Raw genomic sequence first — 13,653 nt, forward strand, 5'->3', positions numbered from 1 at the left:
GAGACAGTCGTTTGAGGTAAATTAGTTACTTGATTCTAGAGCGAGTGTCCAGGCGGGGCCAAGGGGGCTCGGGCGCGACCGCACCCGATCAGGCCGCGCAAACAGGTATATCTCTGTACTGAGCTGTCGGTATGAATATGGTCGAACTCCGGGAGAACACATGCGAACAGACGCGATCACGGCACTCGTCACCGGCGGTGCCTCGGGGCTGGGGGCGGCGACGGCGGCGGCGTTCGCCGAGGCGGGGGCGAAGGTCGTGATCACCGACCTGCCCACATCGCCCGGCGCCGACGTGGCGGCCTCGCTCGGTCCCGGCGTGCGGTTCGTACCGGCCGACATCACGGACGAGGACAGCCTGCGCGCGGCCCTGGAGACGGCGGCCGAGTCCGGAAACCTGCGGGCGGTCGTGCACTGCGCGGGCCGCGGGGGCGACCGGCTGCGCATCCTCGACAAGTCGGGCAACCCCGCCGGGCTGGACAGCTACCGGCAGGTGCTTGAGGTCAACCTCGTCGGCAGCTACAACGTCCTGCGGCTGGCCGCCGCCGCCATGGCCGGGAACACGGTCGAGGACGGCGACCGGGGAGCCGTCGTCCTGACGGCCTCGGCGGCGGCCTTCGAGGGCCAGATCGGCCAGACCTCCTACGCCTCCTCCAAGGGAGGCGTGCACGCCATGACCCTGGTCGCAGCCCGGGACCTCGCCGGCTGGGCGATCCGGGTCAACACCATCGCACCGGGCACCTTCGACACCCCCATGCTCGCCCGGCTGCGCGAGGACATCCGGCAGAGCATCGCCGAGACCATCCCGCACCCCAAGCGCCTCGGCCACGCCGCGGACTACGCCGACCTGGCCCTCACCCTCGTGCGCAACCCCTACATCAACGGCGAGACCGTACGCCTCGACGGCGCCCTGCGGATGGGGCCCCGATGAGCACCGAACCCGAGGTGCTGGTCGCCGAGCACGGACGCGTTCTCGTCATCACGATCAACAGGCCGGCGCAGAAGAACGCCATGACGCTCGCGGCGTCGAAGATCGTCGCCGAGGCACTGGACCGCCTCGACGGCTCACCCGGGCTCTCCGTCGCGGTGCTGACCGGGGCCGGCGGCACCTTCTGCGCCGGCATGGATCTCAAACGGTTCGCGGCGGGGGAGCGCCCCGCCCTGCCGGGACGCGGTTTCGGAGGGCTGGTGGAGGCCCCGCCGAACAAGCCGATCCTCGCCGCCGTGGAGGGCTGGGCGCTCGGCGGCGGGTTCGAACTGGTCCTGGCCTGCGACCTGGTGGTGGCGGGCGAAGGCGCGCGGTTCGGGCTGCCGGAGGTGCGTCGCGGCCTGGTGGCGCGCGGCGGCGGCATGCTGAGGCTGCCGCGCCGGCTTCCGCACTCCGTCGCCATGGAACTGCTGCTCACCGGCGACCCGATCGACGCGCCGCGGGCCGAAGCCCTCGGACTCGTCAACCGCGTCGTGCCCCCGGGCCGGGCGCTCGACGCCGCGCTCGACCTGGCGGAGCGGATCGCGCGCAACGCGCCCCTCGCCGTCCGGTGCGCCAAGAGCGTGGCGAACGCGGCCCTCGGATGGCCCGAGGACGAGGCCTGGCAGCGGCAGGCCGCCTTCTCCGACCCCGTCTTCGCCTCGGACGACGCGCGCGAGGGAGCGCAGGCCTTCGTGGAACGCCGGGACCCGCTCTGGCGGGGCCGCTAGTGATGCTTCGTCACATCGGGGATCCCACCTGATGTGTTCGCCTCGCCGCCGCGGCGGGATCAGCGGCGGTGAGGCGCGTGTCGTGCGCCGGGTGCCGCGCCGGGCGGGTTCGAGCGGAGGGGGCGGGAAGCGGGCGAACCGTCCGGTTGCGGCCGGCGTCCACGCACAGTGGTCAGACCTGGTACGGCTTGTCGGCCACGGAAAGACCTTCCAGTACCAGCCCGAGTGTCGTGCCCTCCTCCAGCCGTCTGGCGAGTCGCTGGCGCAGGGCGAGCGGCGTGAGGCGCAGCAGCAGGGACGGTCTCCTCGCGAGGCTCTCGGCCAGCTCCTGGGCCCGGGGGAGGACCCCGGAAGGGGGAAGGACCTCGTTGACCATGCCCAGCCCGAGTGCCTCGTCGGCCTGGATCACCTGTTGGGTCAGTGCCGCGTAGCGTGCCCGGTTGATCCCCAGGATCTCCTCCCACACGACGTGGACACCGTCACCCGGCACGACCTCGCCCGCCAGGTGCGCGAGATCCTGGAAGTGCGCGGTGTCGGAGGCGATGGTGATGTCGCCGAGCAGTACCCACTCCGAGTGGATGGTGGCCGGACCGTTGATCGCCGCGACGATCGGCATGGGGAGGTCGACCAGGTTTCGCAGGACCTGACGGCCCTCCCAGAGGATCTCGTCCCAGTTGAGCGGTTTGAAGGCCTGACGGTCCTCGCTCAGGTCCATGTCCGTCATGAAGCGGTCCCCGCTGCCCGTCAGGACCAGCACCCGATTGGCCCGGTCCTCGGAGATCTCTCTGAGCACCCTGGGAAAGTCACGGTGCAGCCGTGTGCTGAGCTGCGCCGGCCCACCGTCGTTGTGCAGCCGCAGAGTCAGGACTCCGCTCGGGCCGCGCTCGAAGGCGAAGTCCGGGAACGCGTCGAAGTAGGGCGGGGTGTGCATGCGGGAAGTCCTCACGGTCGTGGGCGGGAGGGGGCGGAACCGGGTCGGCCTCAGCGGATGCTGAAACCGGCGTCGAGCGGCCACTGGATGCCGGTGATGAACCGGGCCTGCTCCGACACGAGGTAGGCCACCGCGCCGGCCACGTCCTCCGGCTGAAGGATGTCGAGGGGCAGGGCGTTCTGCATGCCGGAGATGAGGTTGTCGTCGCCGGTGGCCGCCTGCGCCATCAACGCGTCCATCGCCGCGTTCTGGGTCATGCCGCTCAGGACGCCGGTCGGATGGATCGTGTTGACCCGGATCCACTCGGGAGCGAGCGCGCCGGCGAGATTCTGCATCAGTCCCACGAGACCGCGCTTCGCCGCGGTGTACGCCATGCCGCTGGTGTTGAGCGAGGGCGTGCCCTTGAGCCCGGCCGACGAACTGGTGATCACGATCGAGCCGCCCCGGCCCCCGGCCCGCAGCGCCGGAAGCGCGGCGCGGACCGTGTGGAACACGCCGGTGAGATTGACGTCGATCACGTCGTTCCAGTCGGCCAGGAAGTCGTCGGACTCGTCGCCGAGCCGGATGATGCCGGCGTTGGCGACGACGATGTCCACCCGCCCGAATTCCGCGTACCCCTCGTCGAACGCCGCCTGGAGGGCCGCGAAGTCGCGCACGTCGCAGGCGCGGGCGACCATGCGCCGCTTCTCCTCCCGGACCAGCCGGGCCGTCTCGGCGAGATCGTCCTCGGAGGCGTTCGGATACGTCATCGTCGGGATGTCGGCACAGATGTCCACCCCGATGATGTCGCACCCCTCCCGGGCGAGCCGCACGGCGTGGGCCCGTCCCTGGCCCCGGGCGACCCCGGTGATGAAGGCGACCTTTCCGGCAAGGCCCTCGGACATCGGCACTCCTTCGTGGTGGGGACACTTCGTCCTGCACCAGCAGTGTGGAAGCCGAATTGAGGCGCCGGTCCGCGAAGGCCCGTTCAGCGGAACTGAATTCGGCCGGTTCCGGGGTACGGCACTCGCGGGGCCGGTCCCGGGCCGGGCGCCGTCAGATGTCGCGGTCGGCGGACGCCGGTCAGCTCTGCTCGGCGGCCACCGCGCGGACCGCGTCCGCCACCGCGCCGAACGGACTGATCGGCTGTTGGCCGAAGAACAACCGGTTGTGCAGGATGGCCACGGACAGTCCGCGTTCCGGCTCCGCCCAGGCGACCGTGCCGCCGGCACCGGTGTGGGAGAGTATTCCCTCGGTCAGGGCACCGTCCGGGCTGCTGTCGCTCACGCCGGGGGCGATGTGCCACAGACCGCCGTGCCCGACCGGTATGGGGAACCCGTACGTGTGGTCGACATCCGCGGGCCGTGGACGCCGGCAGCGGCTCAGTGTGCCGGCCGTGAAGAACTTCGTGTCGCTCGGGCGCCCGACCGTCGCATAGGCCGAGAACAGCCGTGCCGTGGCACGGGCCGTCGCGATGCCTCCGGCCGAGGGCAGCCCCGCGCGTTGCAGCTCGGGCAGGTTGAACAGGGAGGCCGCGAACGGCAAGTGCGAGGGCGACGCGGCCTCGAGCATGTCGCTCGGCGGCAGGGCGGGAGTGTCCTCTCCGCCCAGGACCGCCACTCGGTGCCGCTCCTCGTCGGGCAGGCCGAGGAAGAAGTCGTCCATCCCGAGGGGGAGCAGCAACTCCTGACGGACGATGTCGTGGAAGGAACGCCGTTCCGGGTCGACCCGCCGTACCGCTTCGCCCAGCACCCATCCGAAGGCGTAGGGGCTGTAGGCATTGCGTACGTCCGGCGGGTCGATCGGTACCTGGTCGGCCACCTTCGCCGTCATCGTGTCCCAGTCGCACAGCTCGCGCAGCGTGGTGTCGGCGCCGATCGTGGGCACGCCGGAGCGATGGCTCAGCACATGATCGAAGGTGATGCCCCCCTTTCCCTGAGCGGCGTACTCCGGCCAGGCCTTCGCCACGGGTCCGTCCAGATCGAGCAGGCCCCGCTGGGCGTAGAGATGCGCGACGGACGCGGCCACGGCCTTGGTGACGGAGAAGACGGGAAACAGGGTGTCGCCGTCGACCGGCCTGCCCGTCCCGGTCTCGCCCGCCCAGGCGTCGACGATCAGCCTGCCGTCCGACCAGGCCGCGATCTGGACTCCCGTCTCTCCGGCCCTGAGTGCCTGATCGAGTGCCCGGCCGATCCTGGGGTCCGAATTCGTTGCCACGTGCTTGGTCATGAGAGCCCCTGTGGTCGCGTGTTCCCGACGGACCGGTGGCGCTGGAGGTCACCGGCGAATCCCCTTGCAAGAGTGTATATAGTTCACTTATTCATCGCTATAGTCGCGGAGAGGTGCGGTGGCGAACCAAGGGGCATCGGCATGACTGGACGGGTCGAAGGCAAGGTGGCGTTCATCACGGGCGCCGCACGAGGGCAGGGACGCAGCCACGCGGTGCGTCTGGCGCAGGAGGGCGCGGACATCATCGCGGTCGACCTCTGTGCGGACATCGACTCCAACCACTACGCCCTCGGGCGGGAGCCCGACCTGGCCGAGACCGCCCGCCTGGTCGAGAAGGCCGGGCGCCGGATCGTCACACGCACGGTGGACGTGCGGGACCGCGCTCCTCTCGCCGCGGCCGTCGACGCCGGGGTCGCCGAACTCGGCCGACTGGACATCGTGGTGGCCAACGCCGGTATCGCCCCGCTGGGCGCCGACGTCGAGCCGGTGGGGTTCCTGGACGCGGTCGGGGTGAACCTCGTCGGTGTCATCAACACGGTGGAGGCCGCCTATCCGCATCTCGGCACGGGTGCGTCCGTCGTGTGCATCGGATCGGCCGCCGGTCTCATGCACGGAAGCGCGGACAGTCCCGAGAACGGCCCCGGCGGGTCGGGCTACTCGCACGCCAAGCGGGGCGTCGCACGCTTCGTGCACGACCTGGCGCTCCAACTGGCGCCGCGGTTCATCCGTGTCAACGCCGTGCACCCGACCAACTGCGACACGGACATGCTGCAGAGCGGGCCCATGTACCGGGTCTTCCGTCCCGACCTCGCCGAACCGGGCCGGGAGGATGTCGAGGAGGCGTTCCGCAGCGTGCAGGCCATGCCGGTGCCGTACGTGGATCCCTCCGACATCAGTAACGCGGTGCTGTTCCTGGCCTCCGACGAATCCCGGTACGTGACCGGCCTCCAGCTCAAGGTCGACGCCGGCGCGCTGTTGCGGCTCAGCACCTCCGGAGCGCCCGCCTGAGACCGGCTCCCGCTCGGGCGTATGTGCCCGGCCGGGCGTCCCGGCGGGCGTAGGCTGACCCTCCGGGACCGGTCGGTGGACGCGCGACCGGGTGGGCGGAGGGAGAGCGGGTGGAGCCGCGTGACTCCGGGACGGTCGTCGACAGGCGGGCCAGGGGCGGGCGTCCGCGCTCGACGACCCGGGCCGAACTGGAGCGCATCGGGTTCGAGTTGTTCGAACGCCGGGGCTTCGACGGGGTGACGGTGGACGACATCGCCGCCGCGGCCGGCATCGGACGCCGGACCTTCTTCCGCTACCACGCGTCCAAGAACGACCTGGTGTGGGGAGACTTCGAGAACCATCTGCTCTGGTTCCGCGAGCTGCTGGCGGCCGTCCCCGCGGACGTGCCGGCGATGGCGGGTCTGCGGACGGCGATCGTCGCGTTCAACCGGTTCGATTCGGATGTCGTTCCATGGCACCGACGGCGCATGGAACTGATCCTCCATGTGCCCGCGCTTCAGGCCGACTCCACCCTCCGCTACCGCGAGTGGCGCACCATCGTCACCGAGTTCGCCGCCGCCCGGTCCGGCGTGGCACCGACGGACCTCGGGCCGACCCTGATGGGGCATGTGGCTCTTGGCACGTCCGTCGCCGCCTACGAACTGTGGCTCCGCGAGGCGGGGTCCGACCTGGCGGAAGTGATGGACGAGGCGTTCGGGCGGCTGGCCGACGGGCTCTGAACCCGCGGCAGCAGTGCGGCAGCGGAACGTCCGCGCACCGCCGACCACCAGACGCCGCTGCCGTAGGCGAGGTCGTCGAGCCGTCGCGCCACCGTGTACCGGAAGGGGTCGAGGCCTCCCCTGCCGCCCCGGTACTCCAGCGCCACGTCCAGGACCGCGGCCACCGCCGCCGCCCGGCGCGCTCGGCGGGAGACGACACACAGGGCCGCGCCGACCGGCCACCAGTGACGGGTCATCAGCGCGCCGGTCTGACTGAGCGCGGAGACGGCCCCGTTGCCGGTGAGCCGCGCGCCGGTGAGGAACGGGCGGTCGGTCCCGCCGAGCCGACGGCCGACGCGCAGCGCCGTCACACCGCACAGCGTCGCCGCGACGGGCACGGACCATCGCCTCTGGGCGAGAAGGGCCAGCACCACAGCACCGCTCCAGGGGGTGAACACGGCGGGTGCGACCGACCGGGGGTGGCGCTCGGCGAGAGGCAGCGCGCCGGTGCCGTACTCGGCCTTGCGGCGCAGCCAGTCGGCCGGCGCCGTGCGGTGGTCGTGCGCCGCGGTGGCCGAGGGCTCGTACCGCAGCCGCCAGCCCCGTGCGACGACTCGCCAGCCCAGATCCACGTCCTCCCCCACGCGCATACGCTCGTCGAAGCCGTCGCCGAGGGCCGCCACCCGGCCCACGACACAGGCCGTGGGCGCCCAGGAGACATACGACCCCGGCCGGACCAGCGCGGGACGAGCGCCGAGGTCGAGTGAGGAGCGGGCCTGCTCGTAGCGTCTGATCCAGCCCTGCGAGCCGGGGACGCGCAGCCCGGTGATGCGCGGGGCGGCCAGGCCGACCCTGGGGTCGGCGAAATGCCGGAGCAGCTTCGCCACGGTGTCGGGCGCCAGGACCACGTCGGAGTCCACGAAGGCGACGAAAGGTGTACGCACCAGACGCAGGCCTGCGTTGCGGGCCCCCGCCGGTCCCAGGTTCTCCTCCAGTGGGACCAGACGGGCTCCGTGGCGGCGCGCGACGGCTGCCACGGGACCGCGCTCGCGGGAGGCGTCGTCGACCACGATCACCTCACTGCCGTGGGGCACGCTGTCGAGCAGCCGGTCCAACTGGCGCGGCCGGTCGCGGACCGGGATCACATAGGTGAGCGACGGGTCGGCCGGCGGCGGCAGCTCGGAGAGGAGCGGATGGGCGAGACCCAGCTCCAGCAGCCGGTCGGCGAGGACCGCGCCGGCCCGGTCCCCGACCCGAAGGGTCCGGTCACCGTCGAGGAGCGCCTGCGCACGCGCCGTCAGCCGCAGCAGCCGGGTGAGCGGAGCGCCGCCCAGCAGGGCCCTTCCCCCGTCCAGCACGCGGGTGTTGCGGTCCAGGGCGATCCGGAAGCCGAGCGGCAGCGGCGCGTCCGGAGCTGTCGGCGGCAGGGCGCCGGCCGACGGGGCCGCCGCGGTCCTGCCGCGCGGCCCGTACGGATGGGACCTCATCGAAGTGGGCCTCCCGTCGGTTCGAGGAGTTGCCCCTGCCGGCCGGCGCGGAAGGCGAGGACACGGCGCACCACGGCGTCGGTCTGTGCTTCCAGGAGCCGGGCGCCTTCCTCGGCGGAGGCTCCCGAGGGATCACCGAGCACGCCGTTGGGGGCCACGGCGCGTACGCCGGAAGCGATCAGCTCCGGCAGGAGCGCTGCCAGCGGCGCGGTGTTGCCGGCCTTGGATGCCCTCAACTCCACGTCGGCGGGCGCGAGGTGGAGCATGAGGGAGGTCTCGGTACGGCCCGCGTGCGCGTCGCCGCCCGGGAAGTCGCAGTTGGTCCAGGCGACCCGATGCCCCTCGGCGCGCAGATGCGCGACCGCGGCTGCGAAGGTACGGACGTTGCCGCCGTGTCCGTTGACGAAGACCGTGCGCGACGCCCAGAGCCCGAGTGAGCGCACCAGCTCGACCAGAACCAGGCAGAGGGCCTCGTGGCCGATCGAGACGGTGCCCGCGAACCCGGCGTGCTCGCCGCTGTTGCCGTAGGCGAGCACAGGCGCCACACACACCGGGGCGGGCAGCCGGCCCGCGGCGCGTTCGGCGACCGCGTGGGCGATGACGCTGTCGGTGGACAGGGGCAGGTGCGGGCCGTGCTGCTCGGTGGATCCGACCGGGACGAGAACGGTGGCCCCGGACGACGGCACGCGGGGCCAGGTGGTGCGGCTCAGAGGCGTGTCCACGACGTCAGGTCGCAATGCCGGGGGCGGCCCGGGACGCGTCGGGCGCCACAGAGGCGGGGCCGTCGGCGCCGAGGACCCGGGTGAAGCCGTCGGGGATCACCAGGTCGTCCGGCGCCAGCTCACCCGCCGAGGCCCGGCCGAGGCCGAGGACCGCGGAGTCGAGCCCGCCACGCAGAATGTCGAGGACGTTCTCGACGCCCGCCTGTCCGCCCGCGGCCAGCCCCCACAGGTAGGCACGCCCGACGAGCACCGCGTCGGCGCCCAGGGCCAGGGCCTTGGCCACGTCGCCGCCGCGGCGCACGCCGCCGTCGAGCAGCACCTCGATCTGGTCGCCCACGGCTTGCGCCACGGCAGGCAGGACGCGGATGGTCGCCGGAGTGGTGTCGAGGTTGTTGCCGCCGTGGTTCGAGACCGAGATCGCGGTGACTCCGGCGTCGACGGCACGCTTGGCGTCGTCGACCCGGCTCACCCCCTTGAGCAGGAACGGAGCGCCCCACTGGTCGGCCAGCCAGCTGACGTCCTGCCAGGTCGGTGGCGCGGTGTTCATCCACTCGCCGTAGGCGCCGAAGAAGGTCGGTGCCTGCCCGCCCGGCGGCCGGAGGTTGGGGGTGGTGAGGTCGGGGAGGCGGCCGGTGCGGGCGAAGGCCCACAGCCACCGGGGACGCGGCAGCACACCCGGAGCGAGCCTGGCCGCGGTCCGCAGATCGATCTTCTCCGGGATGAACGGGCTGCCCCAGTCGCGCCCGTTGGAGAAGGACCAGTCGAGGGTGAGGACGAGCGCCCTGCAACCGGCCGCCCTGGCCCGCTCCATGCGCTGGAGGATGGTGTCACGGCTGCCGGACCAGTACAGCTGGAAGGCGGTGTCCGGGTTGGCCGCGGTCACCTCCTCCACGGGCTTGGCGGCGAACGAGCTGAGTCCCATGGGAATACCGCGGCTCGCGGCGGCGCGGGCGACGGCGACCTCACCTTCGGGATGCACCGCCTGCACACCGGTCGGAGAGATCACCACGGGGAAGGCCGCGTCCATGCCCAGCACGGTCGTGGACAGTTCGCGCTCGGCATGATGGCCCACGACCCTCGGGGCGAAGCCGAGTTCGGCGAAGGCGCCGACATTGTCGTCGATCGTCCGGCCGCGCTCCGAGCCCGCGAGCAGTGCCCCGTACACCATGCCGGGCAGGTATTTCCTGGACCGCCGCTGTGCCTCGGCGACCGTCTCGAACCAACCGTTCCTGCTCATGGATCCCTGCTCTCGTGAAGTGCGGTGCACCGGATTCCGGCGCGCTCAGGCGGGCCGGAAGCCGGACAGGGGGGATTCGTCGCACGCGCCGACCGGCATGTGGTCCGGGCGCCTGCTCAGGACGACGGGAACCGGGCCGCCTCGTGCGGGCGGCGCAGCGCGGTGTGAGTGGTCGCTCGACGGCTCGGGGAGCGTCGTCCGGCCGGCGAGCAGCGGTGCGGCGTGTCCCTGGACGCACTCGGGGTCGGGTCCGTCGAGCGGCAGACCGGTGAAGAACTTGGCGGCCATGCAGCCGCCCTTGCAGCTGTCGTAGAAGGAGCAGGAGGCGCACGCCCCGCCCTGCTGCGGCTCCCGCAGCCGCCGGAAGAGGTCCGAGTGGCGCCAGACCTCGGTGAAGCCACCGGTGTCCCGGACGTTCCCCGCCAGGAACGTGTCGTGGATGGCGAAGGGGCAGGCGTAGACGTCCCCGACGGGGTCGATCAGGCACACCACCCGGCCCGCCCCACAGAGGTTGAGCCCCGGCAGGGCCGACCCGAACGCCGACAGATGGAAGAAGGAGTCGCCGGTCAGCACGTCGTCGCCACGGTCCACCAGCCAGTCGTAGAGGACGCGTTGCTGTTCCGGCAGAGGGTGCAGTTCGTCCCGAACGTCCACGCCGCGTCCGGAGGGGCGCAGCCGGGTCAGCCGCAACTGGGCCCCGAACCGGTCGGCGAGCGCCTTGAACATGTCGAGCTGAGGGATGTTGTACCGGGTGCAGACCACGGACAGTTTGGCGTTCCGCATGCCCGCGTCGGCGAGGTTGCCCAGTGCGCGCAGCGCGGTGTCGTACGAACCGGCGCCGCGGACACGGTCGTTGACCTCGGAGGTCGCACCGTCCAGGGAGATCTGGACGTCGGTGTAGTCGTTGGCGGCGAGTCGGCGTGCGGCCTCGGGGGTGATCCGGACGCCGTTCGTGGAGAACTTCACGCCGACGCGGTGATCGGTGGCGTAGTCGAGGAGTTCGAAGAAGTCGGGGCGGACCGTGGGTTCACCGCCTCCGATGTTGACGTAGAAGACCTGCATGGCCTCCAGTTCGTCGATCACCGCCCTGGCCTCGTCCGTGGAGAGTTCGCGGGGGTCGCGGCGGCCGGAGCTGGACAGGCAGTGCGTGCACGACAGATTGCACGCGTAGGTGAGTTCCCAGGTCAGACAGATCGGTGAGTCCAGACCCAGCTCGAACAGATCCGTCAGGCGTGGAGCGGGGGCGTCCTGTGCGCTCGGGGAGGTCGCGGTCATGCTCTCACGGTCCTTTCCACCAGCATCGACGATTCGGCCAGCACGGCCAGGGCCCGTGCGTAGCGGGGGAGTTGGTGATCGAGGACGCCGGCGCGCGAGCACGCGTCCCGGGCGGTGGACGCCGAGTCCAGCTCCCGGACCACGTGCAGCAGTCGGGGATCCTTGAGGAAGGACAGCTTGCGGGTGCCGAAGTGGTACAGCAGCGCCCCGAAGGGCTCGGGCCGTACCGACACCTGGGGGTGCAGCGTCCACTTGCGGTCCAGGTCCAGAGCCGCCGGCGCTGTCGCGGACGGCTTCGGGTGCGAGGCGGGCACGGAGTGGTCGCCCGGTTCCTAGTAGACGCCGCACATGCCGTCGATCGAGACCTCCTCGACGAGGTCGTCCGCCTCGACGAGTTCGTCGGCGCCGGCCGGCGCCAGGTCCATGACCGCGGGGAGGGACTCCGCGTCGTCGAGGGGAAGGCGGGCGGGGGTCGTGGTCGTCCGATCCATGGATCTCTCTCCTCATGTTCGAGCCGGAGCACCGAGGCTTCGACGGCTTGACGGATACGTCACCGACACCGGTGACGGACGAGTCCGATGGCAGAGTATTGGCATCCGGTGCCAAAAGGCTAGACGGTGTGCGGCCGCGATGTGCGGGGCCGCACCGACGCCGACGCGGAGCGCCGGTGAGTGGCCGTCAGTCCTTGCCGCGCATGGCGTCGGCGACGATCTCGCCGATCAGGACGGCGGTGGCAGCCGGACCGCGCAGCGGCGCCGTGGGCAGGATCGAGGTGTCCGCCACGCGCAGGCCGTCGACGCCGTGGACCCGGCCGTACTGGTCGACGGCCGTGAGGGGATCCCTGTCGGGTCCCATCGGCACTGTCCCGCAGGCGTGCTGGGACGTGCCGAGGCGCTCGCGGATCCAGCGGTCCAGCGCTCGGTCGTCCCTGAGCACGTGGGCGGGCGGTCCGGGCGGCGCGGACGAGAGGGCACGGAAGGCGCGGGTGGCGGCCAGCGCCGCGGTCGTCCGGACGCCCTCCCGCATCCGGCGTCTGTCGTCGGACGTGCGCAGGTAGTGATAGTCGATGTGCGGGGGTGCTGCCGGATCCGCCGTCCCAAGGCGGTAGCCGCCCGTGGCCTGCGGGGCCTGCGACGACACCAGGAAGGCCAGGGGGGATCCCGGTGCCGTGGGCATGCCCGCCAGACTCGCGAGCGGGGCCAGGGACTGAAGGATCTCGAGATCGCCGGGGTGCGCGCCGTCCGAGGAGGACGGGTGCAGACAGCCACCGAGCCAGGAGGCACCGGGTCCTCCCAGGTCGTGGCGGGGCAGCCACTCCATGATCACCTGCGGATGGTCGCTGAAGCGGGCGCCGACGGCGGGGGAGTCGACGACCACCGGGACGCCGAGCCTGCTCAGTTCCTCGCCCGGCCCGATGCCCGACAACTGAAGGAGCTGGGGTGTGGCGAAGGACCCGGCGCACAACACCACCTCGGACGCGTGCACCACGGTCTGCCGGCCGCCGTGACGCACCAATACCCCGGTCGCCCGGCCGTGGCTTACGAGGACCTTCAGCACCGGGCAGTCGCCGCGGACCGTGAGATTGCGCCGGTGGAGCGCCCCCAGCAGATGGCTGACGCCGGTGTTGCGCCGGACGCCGTGCACGGAGTTGGAGGGCACGGCTCCGAAGCCCGGCCGTTGCTGGTCGTTCTTGTCCCGCTCTTCGGGAAAGCCCAGCTCCAGCGCGGCGGCGCCGAACGCGGCGGCCGCGGGATGCCCGAGTGCGCCGCGCCGGACGAGCACCGGGCCGCCGCCCCCGTGCACGTCGCTCGCGCCGTGGTCGAGGTCGGTCTCCATCTCGCGCAGGAAGGGCAGGACGCGCTCGTAGGACCAGGCGGGGTTCCCCGCTGCGGACCAGCGGTCGAAGTCCGCTCGGCGGGCGCGGACGAAGTAGCCGCCGTTGACCGTGGTGGAGCCTCCGAGGTACCGGCCGCGCGGCACCAGGTGGGGACGGTCGGGGGTGAGGTGTGCCGGGAGCATGCGAACCGCGCGGTTGCCGGGCTGGGCACCCGGTATCCGGCGCGCGTCGAGCAGATCGGCCGGGAACCGCGCGAGGGTTTGCGGAACCGGTCCCGCATCGAGCAGCAGGACGGTGCGGCCGGCGTCCTCGCCGAGCCGGGCCGCCAGCGGGGCGCCGCCGCCTCCGGCGCCGACCACGATCACGTCGTACCGGTCCATCGGTACCCCCTCGGAGTCTTGCGCGAACTGTCGCGGGGCGGCGGATCCCGTACTCGGCCAGGTCCCCACCGCTCTTCGCCAAGCTGCCCGACGAGGTGGTGACCTCCGGTGGGTTCGCATGTATGGTAAATCGAAGCATGAGTAGATTGAGTTAACTGAATAGTCTGTTACTGGA

14 protein-coding genes are annotated in these 13,653 nt (G+C 71.8%); 4 read left to right on the top strand and 10 right to left on the bottom strand.

Annotated elements, in window-relative coordinates; translation table 11 throughout:
* The first annotated feature begins 160 nt into the window (after positions 1–160).
* Both AC4IHM_RS32275 and AC4IHM_RS32280 read left to right on the top strand, forming a co-directional pair.
* Positions 161–928 carry an SDR family NAD(P)-dependent oxidoreductase gene (locus AC4IHM_RS32275; RefSeq protein ID WP_490870501.1) on the top strand — a complete coding sequence of 256 codons (768 nt, stop codon included), beginning with the start codon at positions 161–163 and terminating at the stop codon, positions 926–928.
* Positions 925–1,695, top strand: coding sequence for a crotonase/enoyl-CoA hydratase family protein (locus tag AC4IHM_RS32280; RefSeq protein ID WP_490870502.1), 771 nt, complete (start codon positions 925–927; stop codon positions 1,693–1,695). The genes AC4IHM_RS32275 and AC4IHM_RS32280 overlap by 4 nt, the downstream gene beginning before the upstream one ends.
* Before the next feature lie 172 nt (positions 1,696–1,867).
* Here the strand turns inward: AC4IHM_RS32280 and AC4IHM_RS32285 are convergent, their stop codons facing one another.
* From AC4IHM_RS32285 to AC4IHM_RS32295, 3 genes are all read right to left on the bottom strand, one after another.
* Complete coding sequence (locus AC4IHM_RS32285; RefSeq protein WP_490870503.1) at positions 1,868–2,626, bottom strand: enoyl-CoA hydratase/isomerase family protein; 759 nt, start codon at positions 2,624–2,626, stop codon at positions 1,868–1,870.
* 50 nt (positions 2,627–2,676) lie between these two features.
* Complete coding sequence (locus AC4IHM_RS32290; RefSeq protein ID WP_490870504.1) at positions 2,677–3,510, bottom strand: mycofactocin-coupled SDR family oxidoreductase; 834 nt, start codon at positions 3,508–3,510, stop codon at positions 2,677–2,679.
* 178 nt (positions 3,511–3,688) lie between these two features.
* The gene (locus AC4IHM_RS32295; protein WP_490870505.1) at positions 3,689–4,834 is read right to left on the bottom strand and encodes a serine hydrolase domain-containing protein; all 1,146 of its coding nucleotides are present in this window, start codon (positions 4,832–4,834) and stop codon (positions 3,689–3,691) included.
* Positions 4,835–4,975: 141 nt separating this feature from the next.
* Here AC4IHM_RS32295 and AC4IHM_RS32300 point away from each other — a divergent pair, with 141 nt between their 5' ends.
* The gene (locus tag AC4IHM_RS32300; RefSeq protein ID WP_490870506.1) at positions 4,976–5,842 is read left to right on the top strand and encodes a mycofactocin-coupled SDR family oxidoreductase; all 867 of its coding nucleotides are present in this window, start codon (positions 4,976–4,978) and stop codon (positions 5,840–5,842) included.
* Between the two features lie 110 nt (positions 5,843–5,952).
* Positions 5,953–6,561, top strand: a complete 609-nt coding sequence (mftR, locus tag AC4IHM_RS32305) for a mycofactocin system transcriptional regulator MftR (RefSeq protein ID WP_490870507.1) — start codon at positions 5,953–5,955, stop codon at positions 6,559–6,561.
* Here the strand turns inward: mftR and mftF are convergent.
* The 7 genes from mftF to mftG all read right to left on the bottom strand — a co-directional run bounded on the left by mftF (position 6,477) and on the right by mftG (position 13,478).
* Complete coding sequence (mftF, locus tag AC4IHM_RS32310; RefSeq protein ID WP_490870508.1) at positions 6,477–8,027, bottom strand: mycofactocin biosynthesis glycosyltransferase MftF; 1,551 nt, start codon at positions 8,025–8,027, stop codon at positions 6,477–6,479. The genes mftR and mftF overlap by 85 nt on opposite strands.
* A complete protein-coding gene (gene mftE, locus AC4IHM_RS32315; protein ID WP_490870509.1) occupies positions 8,024–8,749 on the bottom strand; it encodes a mycofactocin biosynthesis peptidyl-dipeptidase MftE in 726 nt (241 codons plus the stop codon). The genes mftF and mftE overlap by 4 nt, the downstream gene beginning before the upstream one ends.
* 4 nt (positions 8,750–8,753) lie before the next feature.
* The gene (gene mftD, locus AC4IHM_RS32320; protein WP_490870510.1) at positions 8,754–9,986 is read right to left on the bottom strand and encodes a pre-mycofactocin synthase MftD; all 1,233 of its coding nucleotides are present in this window, start codon (positions 9,984–9,986) and stop codon (positions 8,754–8,756) included.
* A gap of 45 nt (positions 9,987–10,031) precedes the next feature.
* Positions 10,032–11,261 (bottom strand): mycofactocin radical SAM maturase, encoded by a 1,230-nt coding sequence (mftC, locus tag AC4IHM_RS32325; protein WP_490870511.1) that lies wholly within the window; start codon positions 11,259–11,261, stop codon positions 10,032–10,034.
* Complete coding sequence (gene mftB, locus AC4IHM_RS32330; RefSeq protein ID WP_490870512.1) at positions 11,258–11,575, bottom strand: mycofactocin biosynthesis chaperone MftB; 318 nt, start codon at positions 11,573–11,575, stop codon at positions 11,258–11,260. Before mftB ends, mftC begins: the two co-directional genes overlap by 4 nt.
* An 18-nt stretch (positions 11,576–11,593) precedes the next feature.
* Positions 11,594–11,752 (bottom strand): mycofactocin precursor MftA, encoded by a 159-nt coding sequence (gene mftA, locus AC4IHM_RS32335; protein ID WP_490870513.1) that lies wholly within the window; start codon positions 11,750–11,752, stop codon positions 11,594–11,596.
* Positions 11,753–11,939: 187 nt separating this feature from the next.
* Positions 11,940–13,478: a mycofactocin dehydrogenase MftG gene (gene mftG / locus AC4IHM_RS32340; protein ID WP_490870514.1), complete on the bottom strand. Its 1,539-nt coding sequence runs from the start codon at positions 13,476–13,478 to the stop codon at positions 11,940–11,942.
* Between the last annotated feature and the right edge of the window lie 175 nt (positions 13,479–13,653).

The sequence above is a fragment of the Streptomyces sp. SL06 genome (genome assembly GCF_058244745.1).

What these genes read in the sequence shown, in the direction of transcription:
- AC4IHM_RS32275 (WP_490870501.1), top strand. Translation starts at nt 161, where the DNA reads ATGCGAACAGACGCGATCACGGCACTCGTCACCGGCGGTGCCTCGGGG.
- AC4IHM_RS32280 (WP_490870502.1), top strand. Translation starts at nt 925, where the DNA reads ATGAGCACCGAACCCGAGGTGCTGGTCGCCGAGCACGGACGCGTTCTC.
- AC4IHM_RS32285 (WP_490870503.1), bottom strand. Translation starts at nt 2,626, where the DNA reads ATGCACACCCCGCCCTACTTCGACGCGTTCCCGGACTTCGCCTTCGAG.
- AC4IHM_RS32290 (WP_490870504.1), bottom strand. Translation starts at nt 3,510, where the DNA reads ATGTCCGAGGGCCTTGCCGGAAAGGTCGCCTTCATCACCGGGGTCGCC.
- AC4IHM_RS32295 (WP_490870505.1), bottom strand. Translation starts at nt 4,834, where the DNA reads ATGACCAAGCACGTGGCAACGAATTCGGACCCCAGGATCGGCCGGGCA.
- AC4IHM_RS32300 (WP_490870506.1), top strand. Translation starts at nt 4,976, where the DNA reads ATGACTGGACGGGTCGAAGGCAAGGTGGCGTTCATCACGGGCGCCGCA.
- mftF (WP_490870508.1), bottom strand. Translation starts at nt 8,027, where the DNA reads ATGAGGTCCCATCCGTACGGGCCGCGCGGCAGGACCGCGGCGGCCCCG.
- mftD (WP_490870510.1), bottom strand. Translation starts at nt 9,986, where the DNA reads ATGAGCAGGAACGGTTGGTTCGAGACGGTCGCCGAGGCACAGCGGCGG.
- mftC (WP_490870511.1), bottom strand. Translation starts at nt 11,261, where the DNA reads ATGACCGCGACCTCCCCGAGCGCACAGGACGCCCCCGCTCCACGCCTG.
- mftA (WP_490870513.1), bottom strand. Translation starts at nt 11,752, where the DNA reads ATGGATCGGACGACCACGACCCCCGCCCGCCTTCCCCTCGACGACGCG.
- mftG (WP_490870514.1), bottom strand. Translation starts at nt 13,478, where the DNA reads ATGGACCGGTACGACGTGATCGTGGTCGGCGCCGGAGGCGGCGGCGCC.